Here is a 20040-nt window from a genome sequence, read left to right as displayed (position 1 = left end):
TCGTTTTATAGGGTATGCAGTTCCTTGACCGAACTTCTTGGCACTAAGGCCGGTGATAATTTGAAGTTCACATCTCGTTTGTTTTTATTGAGGATTTGAATCACGAGCTGGACAGCTTCAGCACTCATTTGCTCAATAGGGAAGTTAACTGTGGTAAGGGCTGGCGTGAGGTAGCGCGCAAACAAAATGTCATCAAATCCAACCAGAGATACTTGCTCAGGAACATCAACGCCATGGGCTTTAAGCACTTCATAAGCACCAAAGGCCATGTGATCATTACAAGCAAATACGGCAGTAAAATGACAATCGCGCTTCAACAACTTGCGCATTGCGCTTTCCCCAGACTCTTCGGTAAAACCGGCCTCTGAGACCAATGCTTCGTCATACTCCATTCCCGCTTCTTCAAGAGCCTTGCGGTAACCTTGTAGACGCCCCCGTGCATCGGACTTGTCCAGAGGGCCGGTGATACACGCTATGTTGCGATGCCCCATACGCAACAAGTATTCGGTCGCCAACTGGCCACCAAATTCGTTGTCGATCTCAATACAGCTTTGTGCCATTTCAGGGATGAAGCGGTTAACTAACACCACCGGCATACCCTTTTCTTTAAGATCGATTAAATAATCATCTGTTAGGTTTTGTGCGTGCAAAATCATGGCATCAACGCGTCGACCAAGCAGGAACTCCACTGATTCACGCTGACTTTGTTCTGAGTTAGAACCCGCTGTAACAATCACGTGGTAGCCAAAACGACGTAGACGCTCTTCCATGCTGTGTAAGATGCCAGAGTAAAATGGACCACCAAGCTCCGGCACTATGATGCCAATGCTGCCCGTACGGCTTGATGCCAATGCCTGCGCAATAGAATTAGGACGATAGCCAAGTGTTTGAATCGCTTTTTCGACTTTCAGCTTTTTATCATGACTCACTCGGCTGGTGCCGTTGATCACACGAGAAACCGTAGCCTGAGAAACACCAGCGTATTCAGATACATCTTTAATCGTCGCCACAAGAAACCTCTTCCACTTGAACCTCAAGATTCAATCTTGCTTCGAGACAAGCTCCTCGAAACCGCTTTCATGGCAGCTAGTATTTCGGATTCACTGATGTGTTATCGTGAGAGAAATCACACCGAAATCCCTTTAAATTCGGGCAATGTTTGAAAGAATGAGGCGCGTGGCAGTTTGCTTTCATTTCATGAAACCGTTTCATGAAATGGTTATTTTACGCTCAAATAAAACCAAGCAAAGGCATTGATTTCACAACTCTTTAATATCGATCCATGAATCAAAAACGGCGAGTAAGAAACTAAAAAAGAGCCGCAAATGCGGCTCAAAATAGGGTTAAGAATGGACAGTTTGGCACTCAACTGGCTGCAATGAGCGCCATGACAAAATAGAGAGAGTTAAGAGTGTAATTTGAGATGGCTTACCACCAAGCTTCCCACATCGCACCTAGGCTAACCGTATCTTGCTTAGGATCGTTGATGCCAGTCGCTTTGTTGTCCACCTCACCGACTGTTGCGTAGAAGCGCAGCATTGGTCGAGCACCAGCGCCCCAATCAAACGAGATGTTTTGTGATAGGGTGACTTTCCAACCTGTGTTGTCATCGTCAGCACGTGCGTAGTCGACCATCTGGTAGCCTGCTTCTAACCACGTAGAGTGTGCATCGTTCCAAAAGTACATCGGACGTACGATAGCACTGTAGTTGGTGCGCTCATCTTCCACCGCACTTGAACCATCAACGGAATAATCGTGGTAAGCCAATAGGTATTCAATCGCGGCTTTTTCACCGAGATCGGCATTACCTTCGAAACTTGCATAAATCGTAGTGAGGTCTTCTGTTTTCCAGAATACGCCGTTATCGGCATTGTCTGAATAACGCAATACTAAACGGTTTGAACCACTATCGTGTGCACGAGAAATCACCGCACCCAATTGGTACGCGTCTATGTGCTCAGAGCTATCAATCGCTTCGGAATCAAAGCCGTAGTTTGCGTACAACTCTAGATCTGCAAAACCCATGTCGATACCATGCAATTTAGAAGTGAAAGCGTATGCGCCGCTGTCACCCGTTCCTGCACCACCCGTACATGAGATAGAAGGGTTTGAACCTGGATCGACAATTTCTGGGCTACAATTTTCTACCGCTGCAACCACACCGAAATCCAGCTTCACAGAGCCAAGCTCAAGGTTATTGATACCACCACCTTGACCATCATGCATCATCCAAAAGTAGTCATTGATGCCTTGTTGTGGACGTTGATGGAAATCACGACCCGCCCAAATGTAAGCATTCGGCTGGCTTTCGAAAACATTCGTTACCCCTGCGTAAGCCTTTTTAAGGTTTACTTCATCACCCCAGTGATCGAACATCACAACCACATCCCAGATCGCACCGCTGTCATTCTTGAACGCTTTCGCTAACTGGAATTCACCGCCGTTGCCTTCGTTACCTAATCGACCAATTGCTGATGACCCATTAAATGAACCATCAACCATCACGTATTTCTGGTCGCCAGCTTGATAATGTGCGCCGTAGCGAGCATAGCCGGAGAAGACAACACCATAAGGAATCTCAATATCCGGAGTCAGTACAGCCGGTTGTTGATCATCAACATAATTAGGATCGATGCGATTCTCCAGTTCTTGAATGCGTTTTTCCAGAGCTTCTACATCAGAATCGGCAGCAAAAGTAGAGAGAGAAGCAAGCGAAGCGGCCACTGCAAGCGCGAGAGGTAAAACCTTTAAGTTTTTCATGTGATTTCCCTAAGTTTTTAGTAGGTGTAATTATTTCAATAGGGATCTTAAGGAATGAAACGTTTGAAAAGCCGCTACGGCTTCACATGGCCATCGTGTTCAAAATGACATGAAACAACGCGTGAAACTCAAAATATTTATTAGTTCGTAAAATCAGATAGTTAAAATAGCGCTTGTTAGATTTTACATTTTGAAATCGCTTTCATTTCACAGGATTGTTTAATTTCTATCACGTTAATTTGTGCAAAATAAGAGCAATCCACTCATGATGACATGAAACATTTCATAATCATGAAACATTTCATACTTCGTAAATTTCTTACAAATTCAACAAGTCACATAAATAACAAACATGCTTCATATCACAATTAAGGGCTTTGCTATTCCATGTACTACTTAATTACGACCTAGAATAGGCATTAAATAAGTCTAAAGTAGGGATACACAATGTCGAAATTGGCCGGAGCACGCCTAGAAGAAATGGCGGATATCCGATCGACAAGAAAAAAGAAGATAGTTTTTCTCTGTTCTAGCATCGCCACTGCATTTCTAACCTATGGCTCTGCCCTACACTACCTTGAAGGAAATTGGGGGCTCAGTTTACTCATTGGTTTATGTGCTTTGGCATGCTTAACCATCAGCTATCTGATCAAAGTCCGTGGTCACCACCAATACGCAGATCTGTTGCTCACAGGCGTATTGATGTTTGATGGACTGTTGCTACTGCTTTATAACGACGCCCCTTCAGGTCGACTGCTTTGGCTCTACCCGATAGTGGCCGCCATTATCTTGATCAACGAATTCAAAGTCGGTCTGCTGTTTAGCGTGACGTACTCCCTCATCATCTTTTTCGGTTTAACCTTTTTAGAGAGTGTACCCACCGCCAGTGACATGACCGAACGCCGCTTTATGTTCACCCTTGTGGCGATTTGCTTTGTTTGTCATACCTTCTCTTACTATTACTCTAAAGTCGTGAACTACATTCAGACCCTTTATCGCGAAGGGATTGAAGAACTGGCTTACCTTGACCAGTTAACAGGATTAGCCAACCGTTGGAGTTTTGAAACTTGGGCACGTGCCAAGTTAGAAGAGTTGGAACAAGTTGAGACCAAAAGTGTCACGGCTTTAGTCTTTTTAGATATCGATAACTTCAAGCACATTAACGACAACTACGGACACGATGTCGGCGACCGTGTGTTAAAGCACTTTGCGACTCGCTTAAAAAACAACATTCGTAATAAAGACAGAAAAACGGACAAGCATGACTACTCGATTGCTCGCTTTGCTGGTGACGAGTTTGTCTTAATGCTTTACGACGTGCGCGGTAAGAAAGACCTAGACAATATTTTGGAGCGTATCGTCAACCTGTTCCAAAAAGGCTATCAAACGGACGACAACATCAATGAGTTAACCATGAGTGTAGGAGCGGCCATTTACGGCCAAGATGCAACAGATTTATCTGAACTGACTCGTTGCGCAGACAAAGCTATGTACGCTGCGAAGCACACTGGCAAAAACCAGTATGCATATTACGAGCATTGCTCACATGCAGAAGAGTTGCGTCATCAAAGACACTCGTTGGTTGGCGCAATGGGAAATGTGACTTCATTGCAGCGTGACGCCAGCTTATAAACCAAACTGCAGAGCCTAAGTTAGGCGTACATATACATGGCCCATAAGCCAACAAGTAAAAACGTGACAAGCCAGATCACTTGGCCGATATTGCTTGGTTTATCATCTCGTGGGACAAGAACAGGTTTGAGCGCTCGCTCTTTCATTTTGCCGACAAGGCTTTTCTCAATCGCTCGCTTATAGAAAGCACGTCGTTTTTGAGCCGCGTTGGCCACCTTAGTAAAGCGGTGACGTTGCTCATTAGTAAAATCCGTTGCCTCATAGCGAGGAGGAAGATCGGAATGTTTAGGTTGTACTGCCATCTCATCCTCCTTGGTCGATGGGTGCACCTGTTTTAAGTATATACATAATTAACGCTTTATTGCCAAAAACCGTTGCATCTGAATAACATGCATAAAAAAAGCCACCCGCAGGTAGCTTCTATATAAATCAGTCTTCAATCACTTGTCAGAGATGGCGCTGTGCTTATAAGTACTCACATAGGTAAGCCGTTGCGTCTTTAACTTGAAGCTCAAATGATGAGTTACCTTCGACTTCAAAAAACTCACCGCTGTTGTAAGTCACCCAATCAACCTCTCCAGCTTTCTTTACGATCAGTGCACCTTTGACGACACTCATACGTTCAGGAGCTTGTGTACCAAACGTGTATTCACCTGGCAACATCACACCGACACTGACATCCTGTCCTTGTTGGCTAAAACCCAGTGACTTTACGCCACCAGCAAAATAACTGTTTTCCTTAATACTCATTCTTTGGTTTCCTTATCAAAAATCAGCTCTTTTTTACCCTGTTTCGGTTTACGACTCAAGTCTCTAAATTGACCTTTTTTGAGCTATCGAATACTCAATAACTGTGTTTCGGAATGTAAAAGTGGACATCAGATCATAGTTTAGGTGTCGCAAAGGCGAGATTGTTTGTTTTTGCAGCGTAAGCTTCTCACCATATTAAAAAAGGAAAACAAGCAGGGATCATGACGACCACACCGCGCCGAAAACGCCAGAAGAAACCAGAACCGCAACCTTCATTTTGGGCTCGTCATCAGTTCAGAATCATCAAAGGAGGATTTGCGACGTTTGGCTGCGCGCTGTTGAGCTTTCTCGGCTACCAACTTTACGCTTCTTATCTCGACTATATCGATCCAGATAAAGTGTATGGCGAATGGATTGAAATTGGTGCGCCGCCTTATCAGACCGAACAACTTTCCTTTACGCCCGACGGTGTCTTTCGCAACCATCGCCTCGTCGCTACCCAGTTTGAGTTCGATGGCAAAGTTGTCACCCTAAACACCGGACTAGGTAAAACAGCCTACCAATTGTCTGGTTCTCACCTCTCTCCCCAAATACGTCGCGTAGAACCAAAGCTACCTGACCAACGCTTTGTGCTTAAAGGATTCGAGCACACCGTACAAGGTTCAGAAATTGGTGCCGCGTCCAAACGCCGAGCCGCATTGAGCGAGCACTTCAATCGCAAGTAATCTTGTTATCGACCCCATCAATCATACGTATCTTTCCCCAAATTCAACAGGGCCGTTACTGGCAATTTCTAACGTAACTTGCTCTGTTACATAATAAAAATTTAATTTCACTCGCAAAATAACACCACCAGACTGAGTAGATAATTAATTAAATGCATGCAAAATATTTATAAATTATTGGCTCAATATTGTATTTTCTATGCAAAACAATGTTTCTTGTAGTGAGATTTGTGTAACAGAGTCGAATCTTGATTTATTTTTTTTTGAAAAAAAAAAAGCTTCTGAAATGCTGAATGTGATGCTTTTGCACAGTGTGTGAATCGGTTGTCTTTTCTGTCGCAAGAGCAGCTTGTGTTCGTGAATGAACATAAAATCAAGGATTGAGAGAGAAGTTATGATTCGATTTAACCTATGTGCAGCTGGGGTTGCCCTAGCTCTTTCTGGCGCTGCAAATGCGGCTCCAACAGCACCAAGTATCGACATGTATGGTTCTAATAACCTGCAATTTTCTAAAATTGAACTGGCAATGGAAACCACATCTGGCTACAACGACATGGTTAAGTACCATGAGCTAGCTAAGATCAACGTGAAATTTAACCAGTGGAGTGGTACTTCTGGTGACACTTACAATATCTACTTTGATGGAGTTCAAGTCGCTACAGGCCCTATCACTGGTAGCCAAACTACTGCGTCGTTTGAATACGGCCAAGGTGGTTTGTACCAAATGGAAATCGAAGCGTGTGACGCAACAGGCTGTGCGAAAAGCGCACCAGTAGAGATTACGATTGCGGATACAGACGGTTCTCATTTACCGCCGCTAACTATGAACGTTGACCCGAACAACAAAACCTACAACACCGACCCAAGTGTTGTCATGGGTACTTACTTTGTTGAGTGGGGCATCTATGGCCGTGACTACACGGTTGATAATATGCCGGTCGACAACCTGACTCACATCCTTTACGGCTTCATCCCAATTTGTGGTCCAAATGAATCAGTGAAATCGGTTGGTGGCAATAGCTTCAACGCACTGCAAACCGCTTGTCGTGGTGTGAACGACTACGAAGTGGTTATCCATGACCCATGGGCAGCTTATCAAAAGAGTTTCGCGCAAGCTGGTCACGAATACAGCACGCCGATCAAGGGTAACTACGCGATGTTAATGGCATTGAAGCAACGTAACCCTGATCTAAAAATCATCCCATCGATCGGTGGTTGGACACTGTCTGACCCATTCTTCGATTTCGTTGACAAGACCAACCGTGACACGTTTGTCGCATCTGTGAAGAAATTCCTAAAAACATGGAAATTCTACGACGGTGTTGATATCGACTGGGAATTCCCTGGTGGTGGCGGTGCCGCAGCAGATAAAGGTGACCCAGTAAACGATGGCCCTGCTTACATCGCATTGATGCGTGAACTACGTGCAATGTTGGATGAGCTAGAAGCAGAAACAGGCCGTACTTACGAGCTAACGTCTGCAATCGGTGTAGGTTACGACAAAATTGAAGATGTTGATTACGCAGACGCTGTTCAGTACATGGACTACATCTTCGCAATGACTTACGACTTCTACGGCGGTTGGAACAACGTACCTGGTCACCAAACGGCACTTTACTGTGGTTCATTTATGCGCCCAGGTCAGTGTGACGGCAGCGGTGTAGATGAGAACGGTGAAGCGTACAAAGGTCCTGCATATACAGCCGACAACGGTATCCAACTTCTTCTAGCTCAAGGTGTTCCTGCGAACAAACTTGTACTAGGTACAGCAATGTATGGCCGTGGCTGGGAAGGCGTAACACCTGATACGCTAACCGATCCAAATGACCCAATGACAGGTACTGCAACAGGCAAACTGAAAGGCAGCACGACTCAAGGCGTCTGGGAAGATGGCGTGATTGACTACAAAGGCATTAAGTCATTCATGCTTGGTGCAAACAATACTGGTATCAACGGCTTTGAATACGGTTACGATGCACAAGCAGAAGCTCCATGGGTGTGGAACCGTTCAACAGGTGAGCTGATCACATTTGATGACCACCGCTCTATTCTTGCGAAAGGTAACTACGCGAAGTCGCTAGGTCTTGCAGGTCTGTTCTCTTGGGAAATTGACGCAGATAACGGCGACATCCTGAATGCAATGCACGAAGGTATGGCGGGTGGTGTCGTTGTTCCACCAAACCGTAAACCAACGGCAGCAGCAGGTGCGGACCAAGCAGTAACAGGCCCTGCAAGTGTTGTGCTTGATGGCAGCAACTCAACAGACTCTGATGGCACAATCGCAAGCTACGCTTGGGAGCAAGTATCAGGTACAGCAGTGGCTCTATCTGGCGCAAACACTGCGACAGCAAGCTTTGATGCAGCAGAAGTGACTGCAGAAGAACAGCTAACGTTCAAGCTAACCGTGACAGACAATGACGGCGCAAGCGCTTCTGATCTTGTTGTGGTAACGGTTAAGCCTGCTGGCGTGATTGATCCACCAAATACAGCACCTGTTGCGCAGGTCTCTGCACCTGCAAGTGCGAAAGCTGGTGACGTGGTTGTAATTGACGCTTCCGCTTCTAGCGATGCTGACAACGACACACTCACGTTCGATTGGACGCTACCTCAAGGTCTAAACGCAACCGTTAACGGTGCGAAAGTGACGTTCACAGCAGCAGAATACCCGCAAGACACTAGCCTAAGCTTCACAGTAAGCGTAAGCGATGGCCAAGCAGCATCTTCAGCAAGTGCAACCGTTGTTGTATCTAAGCACAGCACAGGTGGTGGCACTTGTACTAACGCATGGGATGCAACAGCTGTTTACACTGGCGGTGACCAAGTGACTTACGCAGGTAAGACTTGGGAAGCGAAATGGTGGACACAAGGACAAGATCCTAGTAAGTCTGGCGAATGGGGTGTTTGGAAAGAAGTTGGTCCAGCTAACTGTAACTAAGCACTGATAAAAGCGTTGTGATTCAACATCACTCGCTTTCAATAGAGTTATAAAAGAAAAGGACAGCTTCGGCTGTCCTTTGTTGTTCTAACAGAATCTATTAAGTGCTTTTCAATAATCAGCTAGCTTCAATTAAACGGTCGAAACTCTGGAACACCTCTTCACACTTCATCACGCGACCGTGACCTTGGCCTTGAGTCGTCACTAATTCAACTCGTGCCATCTCACTCGCTGCTTGCGCAGAGACACTGTGCTTAGTGAACTTGTCTTGCTCATCATGAACAATGATGGTTTTTGCTTCGCGCTCTGCTAGACGCTTTTCTGGGTCAATCGACTGCAGTGGATAGCCAAACTGGTCCTCAACCTCAGACACCACCGCTTTGAATAACTTCATGGAGTATCCTGAGCGTGCAATGCTACCAAACAGGTTTTCTACATAATTCAGAACCGGAGCTATCAACAATAGAGGTTTGTTCTCTAGTTTACTGTGGCGACATTCCAGCGCCGACGCAGTGCCCATGCTGTGCCCAACTAAACCTGCTACGTCTTCCACCGAATCCAATACATCCTCTAGGCCACGAACAAACGCAGGGATGTGTCCGTACTGACCATCACTCTCACCATGTGCAGGATGGTCGTATGCTAATGCGGTGTAACCAGATGCCGCAATGTGCTCCATCAACGGATAGAACTGACTGGCAGTTCCAGACCAACCGTGAGTAAGAATCCATACCGGACCGCTTCCAAGCTGATAGATTTTAATTGCCCCGGCATGACCTTGGATTTCACTTTTGATAAGCCCCTGTGGCTCAGCGTTTTTTGGCTGCGTACGCGCAGGGGTAAGCAGCAATTTACGCGCAGTCTTTTTTGCGTGTGAGGGTGCGAGCGTATGGTGCAAACGCGTGCTGATGTTGATTAAACTGCGCTTTACACTGAATTTCTGCGAAGTGTTGAAGTAAATTTTCTCACTCATGATCGTTTCCTTAACTATCAGCCTTGCACAAAATAGAACGGTCGTGCTTTTTTATGCTGATAAGAAAGAGCGCTCGTTGTCGCTCTTCATTTTGAATCTTTTACTATACCCGTTACCGCGGGGTTAGCGCTTCCATCGAGTAAACAAGTTATCGATGCCTTGCCAGAACAATCTCTGGCTCTCTTCTTCCCCTTTGATCGAGTAAAATACGTGTGCACTTAAGTACTGTCCGTATAAATCAAAGGTCGCTTGTCGCGTGTCTAAGTCCGCCACAAACTCTTGGTTTTCTTTGCCTTTCTTGATCTGAATTTCTAGGTAATTCAACCAAGTATCAATTGATTTACGCAATGCTGCTTGCAACGCACAACCTTCTTCTGCGGTGTCGTTCCAAGCATCAAGGAACATGCAACTGCCTTGAAAAGAGTGGTTCCACGTCATCCAAGTGTCTAGTAAGCCACGTACTTTACGTTCAATATTGCTATCACCTAACTCACGTGCAGGCGCAATCACACGCTCAGCAAATACTAGATTGGCGTGTTCTAATACCGACAGTTGAAGATTTAACTTCGAGTTAAAGTGGGCAAACAAACCACTTTTCGACATCCCGCACTGCTTCGCTAACTCACCAATGGTAAGACTTTCCAATCCATTTTCGCTCGCCAGTTGGAATGCACGTTGCAGAATAAGTTCTTTGGTTACTTTTCCTTTTTTCATAACTGCATTTTTAGCACGACCGTACTTTTTTGCAATATTAAGTTTACTGGTCAAACCAACCATCATGATCAGACACAGCCTTGATCTCAATACATTGAAAGAAGTAATGAATCTTGATTTTAGAAATTAGAGATGGGTCTGAATTTCGCAAACTGGTTGCCGTCAATTGCACATGAGTTGATTTTTTACCGCGAGAACTGAATCGTTAACTGCTAATTTCGCAGCGATTTTTCACTTTTTTAGGTAAGCACTTATGGCAACAACAAAGAAAATTGCCAGTTTAGAATTTGCCCGCATCATCGCAATGTTTGCGATCATTGGGCTTCACTGTCAGATGGCTCTCACGTATTGGCAATGGGATGAAGTACCTTGGGTTGGGTACATGCTTAACCAATTGGCTCGCTTTGCTGTACCACTGTTTTTTCTCATCTCCGGATATCTAATCCAGCCTAAACTCAGCATAAATCCCGTTGAGACACTGAAAAACTACGCCAAGCCTCTGCTCAAAATATGGCTGATTTGGAGCCTGATTTGTCTGTTAATGCCGTTTCGCTGGCAAGTAGTTGCAGAAGCAGGTTACCTCGTCGAGCGACAGGGTTATTGGGGTTACCTGATGTCGAACCCAGTGAACTCGCTCTTAGAAGGTGGCTTGGTGCATTTGTGGTTCATTCCTGCACTTGTCATCGCCGTGGCTATTATTGCGTTGCTGGTTCGCATAAACATGGTACAACTGTTGCTTCCTGCGGCGGTATTACTTTACGTCTACGGTGTGTTTGCAGGCAGCTACGTCACACTCACTGAACTACCAACGCCCTTCTTTACACGTAATGGTCCGTTCTTCAGTACTTTATTGGTGGTGCTTGGTTACTTAGCAAGACAACATCAGTGGCAATGGTCGCGCAATAACACCATTCGCTTAATATTGATCGGTGTGGCACTGCATTTTGGCGAAGCCTATTACCTTATGAATTATGAAATCGCATTTAACTCACACGACTTCTTGTTTGGTACCGTAATTTGGTCGTTGGGTGCATTCATGTGGCTTCTTGCTCACCCAAACTTCGGCAATATGCCATGGGTATTTCAATGGTCACCGAGCATTCTAGGCATCTACGTGAGCCACCTATTGGTGATCATCATCATGATGAACATCGCAGGTATGTTGGGGCTAGAAAACCTAGCTAAAGACGCCTTTATTTACCCAGCAACGATTGTGGTCACTCTGCTGCTTGTGAAAGGCATCGAAGCCACTCCACTGAAAAAACTATTGCTGCGCTAAATCCATTCAGCACTATGTATGGCTTGCTCTAACACTTTGGGGTTAAAGCAAGCCTCTCAAAAATGAGAGCTCTCTCTCACTCGCCAACATTATCACTTCTAATGCTACGTAATTTGCTTTCACTCACAAAAAACATTGTTCATTTACTTTAGATTTATTCGACATCAACAAAATGCTCATTAAACGGAGGCGGTATGTGGGCAGGTCAAGGACTCGTTCCTTTTTTAGAAATTAGCCATTGGCTAACTTACGGTTTATACGCTGCAGTATTCCTATTTGGCGCTGCAAGTATTGCGTCACTCAGAAAGTAGTGGCGCAAACTACATCAATTCAAAACTCCTACCGTTAATTCGAGCTTTCTCACACTTAACTTATTAATTTGTGGCTAAAATTTCTCCAGTCAGACAAGGAGAAATGTCTATGTCAATCTATCCAATTGTCGCTTTCTGCTGCTTACTCTTTTCAAGCCCCAGTTTTGCAGCGTCCACCAGTGACCTCAACCTCGTCAATTCTGCCGTCGGCTATGCCGCACTGATTCTCTTCACCATTGCTTACATTCTGGTGATGCTGGAAGAATACCTGCATATGCGAAAATCCAAACCAGTACTGCTCGCCGCAGGATTAATCTGGATTTTGATTGGGTACACCTTTGCCCAACACAACCAAGCTGACGTCGCTAAAGCCGCACTGGAACACAACCTTCTGGAATACGCCGAACTTTTATTGTTCCTACTAGTAGCGATGACTTACATCAATGCAATGGAAGAGCGGAGGCTGTTTGATGCTCTGCAAGCATGGATGGTCGGTAAAGGTTTCGATTTCAAACAGCTATTTTGGCTTACAGGCGGCTTGGCATTTGTCATTTCACCTATCGCGGATAACTTAACCACGGCCCTGTTAATGTGTGCGGTGGTGATGAAAGTTTCTGGCGATAATCCAAGGTTTGTGAACCTTGCCTGTATTAACATCGTCATTGCGGCGAACGCTGGCGGCGCATTCAGTCCATTTGGTGATATAACGACCCTGATGGTTTGGCAGGCAGGACACGTCAGTTTTGCTGAATTTATGCCGTTGTTTGTTCCGTCATTGATCAACTACGTCATTCCTGCGTTCATCATGTCGTTGTTTGTACCAAACACTAAGCCAGATACGGTCCATGAACATATTGAATTGAAACGTGGAGCAAGACGAATTGTAGGCTTGTTTATTCTCACTATCGCGACGGCGGTATCTTTCCACGCGGTACTTCACTTCCCGCCAGTAATCGGAATGATGATGGGCTTGGCGTACCTGCAGTTTTTCGGTTATTTCCTGCGTCGAACACTAAAACATTCACTTGCTAAAAAAGCGGCCGAAGCGATTGCCAATGGCGATGATTATGCCTTAAAGCGTTTAGGTTCAGTGGTGCCGTTTGATGTATTCCACCGTGTATCTCGTGCAGAGTGGGATACTTTACTGTTCTTCTATGGTGTCGTCATGTGTGTCGGCGGTTTGAGTTTGCTCGGTTATCTTGGGTTAGTTTCCAACGTGATGTACACCGAATGGAGCCCAATCTGGGCTAACGTCATGGTGGGGATTCTCTCTGCTATCGTGGATAACATTCCAGTGATGTTTGCTGTATTAACGATGGAGCCAACCATGTCGATGGGGAACTGGCTGTTAGTCACGCTGACTGCAGGCGTGGGTGGTAGCTTGCTTTCGATTGGTTCAGCGGCTGGCGTGGCATTAATGGGGGCAGCAAGGGGACAATACACCTTCTTTGGCCATTTAAAATGGGCACCGGTGATTGCGCTAGGTTATGCCGCAAGTATTGCGGCGCACCTTTGGATGAATGGCAGTTTGTTCACTTAACCTACCTTGATCAATATTGAATATTCTTACCGGTCTGATGGGTGGTTCACGCCATCCATCACCTCAATATCTCCCAGCTCATAAGGATTTACATCTTCTAAGCAACCAACGTTATAACCGTATTCACTCGGGTCAGAACGGCGCTGATGATGCGTGTAGATACCGCATTCACCACAGAAAAAATGCTTAGCCGTGCTGGTATTAAACTGATACAGCTTGAGTGCCTCCTCACCTTGGATGATGCGAATCCCATTCAAAGGTACTGATGCCACAATCGCGCCACGACGTCGGCACATAGAACAATCACAACGTCTAGGCTTCTCGATTCCATTTGGTAATGACAGTTCGATTTGTACTTTTCCGCAATGACAAGAGAGCTTATGCAAAGGCTGAATTGTGGTACTACCCACTTGTTTAATCATGACTTTCCCTTGTTGCTTCAGTGGTCATCTAGCTTAATGTGTAAAGTCTGTTAAACAGTTAACATCCGCGCAATCTAGGTCAAAAACTCGACATCAATCACTTTTCACGACATTTTATTCATCGATTTATCACTATTTGGTTGGCGTTTTGCCAACCGCATCCGTTTTGGTTGCGCGCTTGCAGTTAAAACGGTTTTAAAACCAAGGAAAATACTTTTATGGATAAAGATCATAGCCTTAGAGAGAATCTCTTGGCTCTGACGCTCGGTAGTGCGTTGGTGTCACTTGGGGTTATCTTTTTTAGCAAAGTGGGACTGCTGACAGGTGGCACTGCTGGTCTTGCTATCTTCCTCACTAAAGTGAGTGATTTTAGCTTTGGTCAGATCTTCTTTGCACTGAACCTACCTTTCTACATTTTGTCTGTGATGCGCATGGGTTGGCGTTTTACCATCAACACTTTTATTGCGGTTTCGATCGTGTCCTTTGCGGTAGACCACCTGCACCATGTGATTGAAATTTCTCGTATTGAACCCGTTTACGCCGCCCTCCTAGGGGGAGGCCTGATTGGTATGGGAATGCTGGTAATTTTCCGCCACAAGATGAGCTTGGGCGGTTTCAACATATTGGCACTTTACCTTCAGGAACGTTTTGGCATTCGTGCAGGCAAAGTTCAAATGGCGCTCGACTGCACCATCGTGGTGATGTCTCTTTTTATCGTCGATATTCATTTGATCGCCCTATCTATACTTGGCGCGGTGGCGACCAACTTAATCTTGGCAATGAACCACAAACCAGGGCGATATCAGCCAACGCCACAATCAGCATAATCTTCTAACGCATGACAAAAACCAAAGCCCCGAGATAAATTCTCGGGGCTTTTCCTTGTCAATAACATAAGACTACACTAGAGGCGAATTCTCACAGTATTGTTGGTCCCCTTCAGCCAGCTTGAGCTTGTTTTGTTGGCTTAAGTGATAGTGCACCAGCATCAGCAAATCATGCGCGTAGAAAAGCTCGAAAGCGTCTTCACCATTTTGTCGACAGATTGCCTCACAGCGTTCAGCGTGCACTTTGGCTTTGAGTGGGTGACCAGCTTTAAGCAAACTCATGGCTAAGCGATATTCTGCGCGCTCTTCTTGCATCCAACCACCAGCAACTTTCCAGTATTCAAGCGCCAGTGTCGCGGCCTCTAGCATGTGTTGTACTTGCACTTCAGAGCGCGTTTCAAGCTCTTCATATTGGCAGGCAAGGTTGTTACCCGTAATGGCAATTGAACGTGCCAACGGCTCGGCAGTTTGGTCTGAATCTATGCCGTTGGCTGCTTTGGCTAACCATGTGCTAGCTTGCTCTAGCTCGTTCATCGCAGATAGCTCGTTGGCAATCTGAGCAAAAACGCGGCGCTGATCGACATCTTCCAAGTCAACGATATGGTCCGTCGTTTGATCCACAAAGTACTGCGCGACAGTTTTGGCTCTCTGACGCACCATACACGGACTCGCTACGCCATTTTCGAGCTTATCTAAACTGGTGAGAAACTGCTTCGGGTCGTGCAGATGACCGATGGAAGTGTGCAGCATCAAGGGTAAGATACGCTCAGCATGGTTAGTGTCTTCCACCTCACTAAGCGCTTGTTCTAATTGAGTGTATGTTTGTTGTGGCTGCGCTTCATGCTGCTGCCAACTTTGGTTTATGAATGCATCAAAATCCGTTTTGAAAGACATATCCTTATTATCCTTTTTCATTGCTCTGGATTGTTCATTAGCTCAACAACCCTACACAAAATCGAAGCAAATAAGGTAAACCTTGCCGGATTCTGAGAATGGCCTCACTTAAAGTGGTGAGCCCTTCTCCAATGCCAATAATCGCTGTTTGCGCTCGACACCGCCAGCATAGCCAGTAAGCTTGCCACTTTTGCCGATGACACGATGGCAAGGCACTACAATCGAGATTGGGTTTTTACCATTCGCCAGTCCCACCGCACGTACCGCTTTCGGATTGCCGATGGCGTTCGCCAGATCTTGGTAACTCCATGTTTCACCATAAGGAATGGTCGTTAGTGCATACCATACTTGAGTTTGGAAATCCGTACCTGTCGCAGCAAGGGGCAAGTCAAATTCGTTACGCAGCCCAGCAAAGTATTCTTCCAATTGAGTAACGGTTTGGCTGAGCACGGCATGTTGATCATCACGCTCACCCAAATCGTCTGGTTTGGTGGTACACGTTTCAAACCAAATTCCGAGCAAACCTTGATCGTTAGCTTGAATAGTCACAGCGCCTAACGGACTTGGCATTACCGTATAAAGTGATTTCATGATTGATTCCATAAGTGAAAAGTCGCGTAACTGCCCCAAGGCGATGCAGTATGAGCATTCAATGACGGATAGTTTGGCATGGCTTTCTTCACCACCAAGTCTTTATCTAAAAAACAATCGGGCTGAGATTGGCCACGCAATTGCGCATAGCTCACCGTCCACGGACCAATGCCTTTTAACTCCAGCCATTGCTGCGGATCGGCTTCTGGGTTTTGCTGCATGTACTGAGCAAATCGCACGAGCGTGTCTTTACGGCTTTGCGGCATACGCAAGAAGCTAACATCGGCATTAGCAATCGCTTCTGGCGTTGGAAAGTGGCGCGCATGCTGATCGCTGCTGAGTGTTTCCACTAACAAGTTAAGTTGCCCAATTGCGGCTTTGACCGACACTTGTTGACCCAACACGGCACGTACACCGGCTTCCCACGCACTCCAGACGCCCGGAATCCGAATCCCGTGGGTTTTCACCAATCCAGGCGCAATGTATTCCAGGTGCTGCTCGACGGTGCAAATATCCGCATCGAGATCGAACATTCGACGCACGCCAGACACAAGGTTTTGCAGCTTAGTAACATCTTCAATATCAAACTCTATCTCAAGGTAGCCCTCCCCTTGAGTAGCCTTGAATCGTGCATGGCAATCATCCAGCACAACATTGCGCTGGTAGGTGTTTTGCGTAACTTGCTCCATCCCCTCAATCGCACGCAGACGATAAAAATCGAGCATGTGTTGCCAGTTCAAAGCACCGCGATAAGGGAGCACGATTCGATTCGTCCCCACGCCATCAAACTCCTTTCTGCGCACTTGAGAAGGCGTTAGCTGAAGGATCTTTTGAAACGCATCATTGAAGCGTCGAGTGCTGTTAAAACCTGCTGCAAAGCCGACTTCAGTGACTGACATCGAACTCGAATGCAGAAGCTGCTTAGCAAACATCAACTGCTGATACTGCGCATATTGCTTAGGTGACATCCCCAAATATTGCTCGAACAGCATGCGCAAATAACGATCTGAGATCCCGAGACGATCGGAGAGATCCGCGAGGGACCTATGGTGCAACTCACCACGATCGATCATTTTGATCGCACGTTGAAATGTAGTTTCAACCCCTTTCCAAGCCCATGATCCTGGCGCACTGTCTGGGCGGCAACGTAAGCAAGGGCGGTATCCGGCCTTCAGTGCCTGCGTCTTGTCAGTGAAGTACTCAACGTTTTCCTCTTTGGGCAGATTGGCTGGACAAATTGGTCGACAAAAAATCCCAGTGGTTTTGACTGCAACGTAGAAACGACCGTCAAAACGGCTGTCACGTGCCATGCGCGCTTTTTGGCACTGCTCGAACGTCAACAATGTATGGGGATGGATAAGCATGATGCTGTCCTTGCTTTCGCATTGGGTGCTCTATAGAGCCGTATGTTCGGTTACAACTCAAACGGTATAACTTCATTGTAGAACGAAGGGTTACTGTAAATTAGCCATTTTCGGAACTCAATATTGAGAATTTTTGGCATTAGTAAATTTGTGCACTAAAGTTAAATCAGAACAACACAACAACGTCGGCTAAAGGGAATTGGCATGGACTTACATACGTGCGTGATTGTACTTAGAAATCACAAGGTTATTACCAGTAAATCAGTCGAGCACTCTATAGGGATTATTGAGCGCGACTCTGATAACGAGATTTCAGAAATTCAAATCAATGCGTCGGATGGTGTGAGTATACGCACCTACCACTACCATAGCGTAGAGGACTCGCTTGAAAGCTTAATGAATCTTTAAACACTCCTTTCTCCCTTGTTAATCGTAAAAACAAAAGAGCACAGAAATGTGCTCTTTTTTTGCTCAGCATTTACGACATTCTTATTTCAATATACAAAACACGCTCGGAAAGTTATTCGAAAATTTGCGACTTCCATAAACAAAAACACCATAGTACCGAACAATAAACAGATCCTAAAAACAGCCTAAAACTCTGTATTTGTTACGTTAAAAATGTTCCATCAAATTTCTCGAACGAGAGCATCAAATTGTCCCGATTTTTTCTTCTGAACCCACTACCTAAACTTGCTCCAACAACAAAGGGGCGATCACCCCAAATAAGTAGAATTTCCGAGGAAGGATAAAATCATGAAAGCACTGCTACACAAAATCACGACTTCAAATGCAGGTTACAGCGCACTCACCCTTCGCATTCCGGTTGGCATTATCTTTATGGCGCACGGTGCACAAAAACTTTTCGGCTGGTTTGGCGGATACGGCCTTGAAGCAACAGGTCAGTGGATGGCATCGGTCGGTTTAGGCCCAGGCATGTTGATGGCACTCCTTGCGGGCAGCGCAGAATTCTTTGGCGGCTTATTCATCTTGCTTGGTCTTCTAACTCGACCAGCGGCTGTGGCTCTAGCATTCACCATGGTGATTGCGATTTTCTCGGTTCATTTCGAGAATGGTTTGTTCATGTCGAACAACGGTTACGAATTTGGTCTCGCATTATTGGCAGCTTGTGTTTCTCTCGCATTTTCTGGCGCAGGCAAAGCGGCACTGGATGGCACACTTCATCAAAAACTGGCGTAAAGCAGGTTCTTCATGGGCCTAAATTCTGCCATGACTCTCGCTTCAAGCATCACGCTGAATTTATAAACATCTGTAAATTTACGCAAACCAATACAAAAAGCCCCTTGGTTTATACCAAAGGGCTTTCGTTTAAATTTGCACTGGATCGCAAAAGCAGAAATTACTCGTCTGCTGGAATGTCCGCAATTTGTTGCAAGCTGTACGCCGTTAGCGGGTCAATCTCTTTTACGATTTCTTCAACCTGCTTAATCGCTTCTACAGACGTGCTGGCTTTGCGATAGCTCAAATAGATAGGACGGTACCAATCTTCTACGCCAGACACCTTGTGGAGCTGCCCGCTTGCAATAAACGGCTCTACCAGAGACGCTGGTAGGTATGCACTGCCACCTTTCTCTAAAACGAAGTCTAACGCGATACGAGCGGTAGAAGTGCGAAGGTAAGGCGCTGGGATTTTCGGGTGACGTTCCGCGTGTTCTGAAGCGAAGCGCGTACCCCAATCAACGTAAACGTATTTCTTGTTAAACACCGTATCAAGAGAATCTTGTTCGGTAGACACCAGCATCAACACCACGTCAGCAACTTTTTTGCAGTTAAGCTCATCCGCTTTGATTTGATCGAAGGCGAAAGCCATATCGAGTGTACGTTCCAACAGGCTGCGGCTTAGCATCTCACGTCCCATGACTTCCGCCATAAAGCCGTAACCACCAAACGAGTCCGTTACGACACTCAAACAGTTTTGCAGGTAAGCATCCCAAATGTTCGGCGTACCACCCATGGTGAGCTGTAACGCTTTGCCATCTTCGAGGGATAATTCGAGTTTGGCTTGCTGCAAAGTGGTGACCATCACCTCTGCATAGCCTATTAAACGCTCACCTGCGGAGGTCAACTTTATGTTATTTCGATCACGAATAAACAACTGCGTATCGAAATAACTTTCGAGTTGTTTGATGCGTGCGCTCACTGCGGCTTGAGTAATGTACAAGTTCTCAGCAGCTCGTCCGAAGTGACGAACCTTTGCCAGCTCTAAAAATGTTCGAAAGACCTTTACATCCATAAACCATCTCCTGGTCAATATAAAACCAGATTAACAACTAATTAAAATTTTGACGACAAAAAAGTTTTG

At 45.7% G+C, this 20040-nt stretch carries 19 protein-coding genes; 8 read left to right on the top strand and 11 right to left on the bottom strand.

Translation table 11 applies throughout. The features are described 5' to 3' along the window. Positions 1 to 5 precede the first annotated feature (5 nt). Positions 6 to 1010 carry a LacI family DNA-binding transcriptional regulator gene (locus L1076_RS21880; RefSeq protein ID WP_045424808.1) on the bottom strand — a complete coding sequence of 335 codons (1005 nt, stop codon included), beginning with the start codon at positions 1008 to 1010 and terminating at the stop codon, positions 6 to 8. 418 nt (positions 1011 to 1428) lie between these two features. Next, a complete protein-coding gene (locus L1076_RS21875; protein ID WP_038869775.1) occupies positions 1429 to 2760 on the bottom strand; it encodes a carbohydrate porin in 1332 nt (443 codons plus the stop codon). 447 nt (positions 2761 to 3207) lie between these two features. Here L1076_RS21875 and L1076_RS21870 point away from each other — a divergent pair, with 447 nt between their 5' ends. Further along, positions 3208 to 4392, top strand: a complete 1185-nt coding sequence (locus tag L1076_RS21870) for a GGDEF domain-containing protein (protein WP_237304463.1) — start codon at positions 3208 to 3210, stop codon at positions 4390 to 4392. 20 nt (positions 4393 to 4412) lie between these two features. Here L1076_RS21870 and L1076_RS21865 read toward each other — a convergent pair whose 3' ends face one another. Together L1076_RS21865 and L1076_RS21860 are read right to left on the bottom strand one after the other, a co-directional pair. Next, positions 4413 to 4694, bottom strand: a complete 282-nt coding sequence (locus tag L1076_RS21865; protein WP_237304462.1) for a hypothetical protein — start codon at positions 4692 to 4694, stop codon at positions 4413 to 4415. A 163-nt stretch (positions 4695 to 4857) separates the two neighbouring features. Continuing rightward, positions 4858 to 5142, bottom strand: a complete 285-nt coding sequence (locus tag L1076_RS21860) for a pyrimidine/purine nucleoside phosphorylase (RefSeq protein ID WP_005448986.1) — start codon at positions 5140 to 5142, stop codon at positions 4858 to 4860. A gap of 221 nt (positions 5143 to 5363) precedes the next feature. On the opposite strand from L1076_RS21860, the gene L1076_RS21855 reads away from it, so the two are divergent. Then, positions 5364 to 5867, top strand: a complete 504-nt coding sequence (locus tag L1076_RS21855) for a DUF2850 domain-containing protein (RefSeq protein ID WP_039975230.1) — start codon at positions 5364 to 5366, stop codon at positions 5865 to 5867. Between the two features lie 394 nt (positions 5868 to 6261). Then, the gene (locus L1076_RS21850; RefSeq protein ID WP_095760317.1) at positions 6262 to 8802 is read left to right on the top strand and encodes a glycosyl hydrolase family 18 protein; all 2541 of its coding nucleotides are present in this window, start codon (positions 6262 to 6264) and stop codon (positions 8800 to 8802) included. 118 nt (positions 8803 to 8920) lie between these two features. On the opposite strand, the gene L1076_RS21845 is transcribed toward L1076_RS21850, so the two are convergent. Further along, positions 8921 to 9775, bottom strand: coding sequence for an alpha/beta hydrolase (locus L1076_RS21845; protein ID WP_054756584.1), 855 nt, complete (start codon positions 9773 to 9775; stop codon positions 8921 to 8923). Between the two features lie 123 nt (positions 9776 to 9898). Then, positions 9899 to 10489: a TetR/AcrR family transcriptional regulator gene (locus tag L1076_RS21840; RefSeq protein ID WP_095760365.1), complete on the bottom strand. Its 591-nt coding sequence runs from the start codon at positions 10487 to 10489 to the stop codon at positions 9899 to 9901. Positions 10490 to 10742: 253 nt separating this feature from the next. Here L1076_RS21840 and L1076_RS21835 point away from each other — a divergent pair, with 253 nt between their 5' ends. After that, entirely contained in the window at positions 10743 to 11768 is a 1026-nt protein-coding gene (locus tag L1076_RS21835; RefSeq protein WP_237304461.1) for an acyltransferase family protein, read from the top strand. Between the two features lie 420 nt (positions 11769 to 12188). Next, the gene (nhaD, locus tag L1076_RS21830; RefSeq protein ID WP_038869787.1) at positions 12189 to 13619 is read left to right on the top strand and encodes a sodium:proton antiporter NhaD; all 1431 of its coding nucleotides are present in this window, start codon (positions 12189 to 12191) and stop codon (positions 13617 to 13619) included. 26 nt (positions 13620 to 13645) lie between these two features. Here nhaD and L1076_RS21825 read toward each other — a convergent pair whose 3' ends face one another. Next, positions 13646 to 14041 (bottom strand): GFA family protein, encoded by a 396-nt coding sequence (locus L1076_RS21825; RefSeq protein WP_038869788.1) that lies wholly within the window; start codon positions 14039 to 14041, stop codon positions 13646 to 13648. Between the two features lie 218 nt (positions 14042 to 14259). On the opposite strand from L1076_RS21825, the gene L1076_RS21820 reads away from it, so the two are divergent. Next, positions 14260 to 14868, top strand: coding sequence for a YitT family protein (locus L1076_RS21820; RefSeq protein ID WP_038880163.1), 609 nt, complete (start codon positions 14260 to 14262; stop codon positions 14866 to 14868). 72 nt (positions 14869 to 14940) lie between these two features. On the opposite strand, the gene L1076_RS21815 is transcribed toward L1076_RS21820, so the two are convergent. The 3 genes from L1076_RS21815 to L1076_RS21805 all read right to left on the bottom strand — a co-directional run bounded on the left by L1076_RS21815 (position 14941) and on the right by L1076_RS21805 (position 17717). Continuing rightward, positions 14941 to 15762, bottom strand: a complete 822-nt coding sequence (locus L1076_RS21815; protein WP_237304460.1) for a hypothetical protein — start codon at positions 15760 to 15762, stop codon at positions 14941 to 14943. A 108-nt stretch (positions 15763 to 15870) separates the two neighbouring features. Further along, positions 15871 to 16353 carry a methylated-DNA--[protein]-cysteine S-methyltransferase gene (locus L1076_RS21810; RefSeq protein WP_237304459.1) on the bottom strand — a complete coding sequence of 161 codons (483 nt, stop codon included), beginning with the start codon at positions 16351 to 16353 and terminating at the stop codon, positions 15871 to 15873. Beyond that, positions 16350 to 17717, bottom strand: a complete 1368-nt coding sequence (locus L1076_RS21805) for an AlkA N-terminal domain-containing protein (RefSeq protein ID WP_038869794.1) — start codon at positions 17715 to 17717, stop codon at positions 16350 to 16352. The genes L1076_RS21810 and L1076_RS21805 overlap by 4 nt, the downstream gene beginning before the upstream one ends. A 204-nt stretch (positions 17718 to 17921) precedes the next feature. Between L1076_RS21805 and L1076_RS21800 the strand changes: the two genes are divergently transcribed. Then, positions 17922 to 18125 (top strand): hypothetical protein, encoded by a 204-nt coding sequence (locus L1076_RS21800; RefSeq protein WP_038869796.1) that lies wholly within the window; start codon positions 17922 to 17924, stop codon positions 18123 to 18125. Between the two features lie 348 nt (positions 18126 to 18473). Then, positions 18474 to 18917 (top strand): DoxX family protein, encoded by a 444-nt coding sequence (locus tag L1076_RS21795; protein WP_038869797.1) that lies wholly within the window; start codon positions 18474 to 18476, stop codon positions 18915 to 18917. 160 nt (positions 18918 to 19077) lie between these two features. Here L1076_RS21795 and L1076_RS21790 read toward each other — a convergent pair whose 3' ends face one another. Then, positions 19078 to 19971: a LysR family transcriptional regulator gene (locus tag L1076_RS21790; protein WP_237304458.1), complete on the bottom strand. Its 894-nt coding sequence runs from the start codon at positions 19969 to 19971 to the stop codon at positions 19078 to 19080. Between the last annotated feature and the right edge of the window lie 69 nt (positions 19972 to 20040).

Source organism: Vibrio sp. MMG023, from assembly GCF_021654215.1.
Lineage (GTDB): Bacteria > Pseudomonadota > Gammaproteobacteria > Enterobacterales > Vibrionaceae > Vibrio > Vibrio jasicida.
Note: the sequence above shows the minus strand (reverse complement) of the source record. Positions and strands in the feature narration are given on the sequence as shown.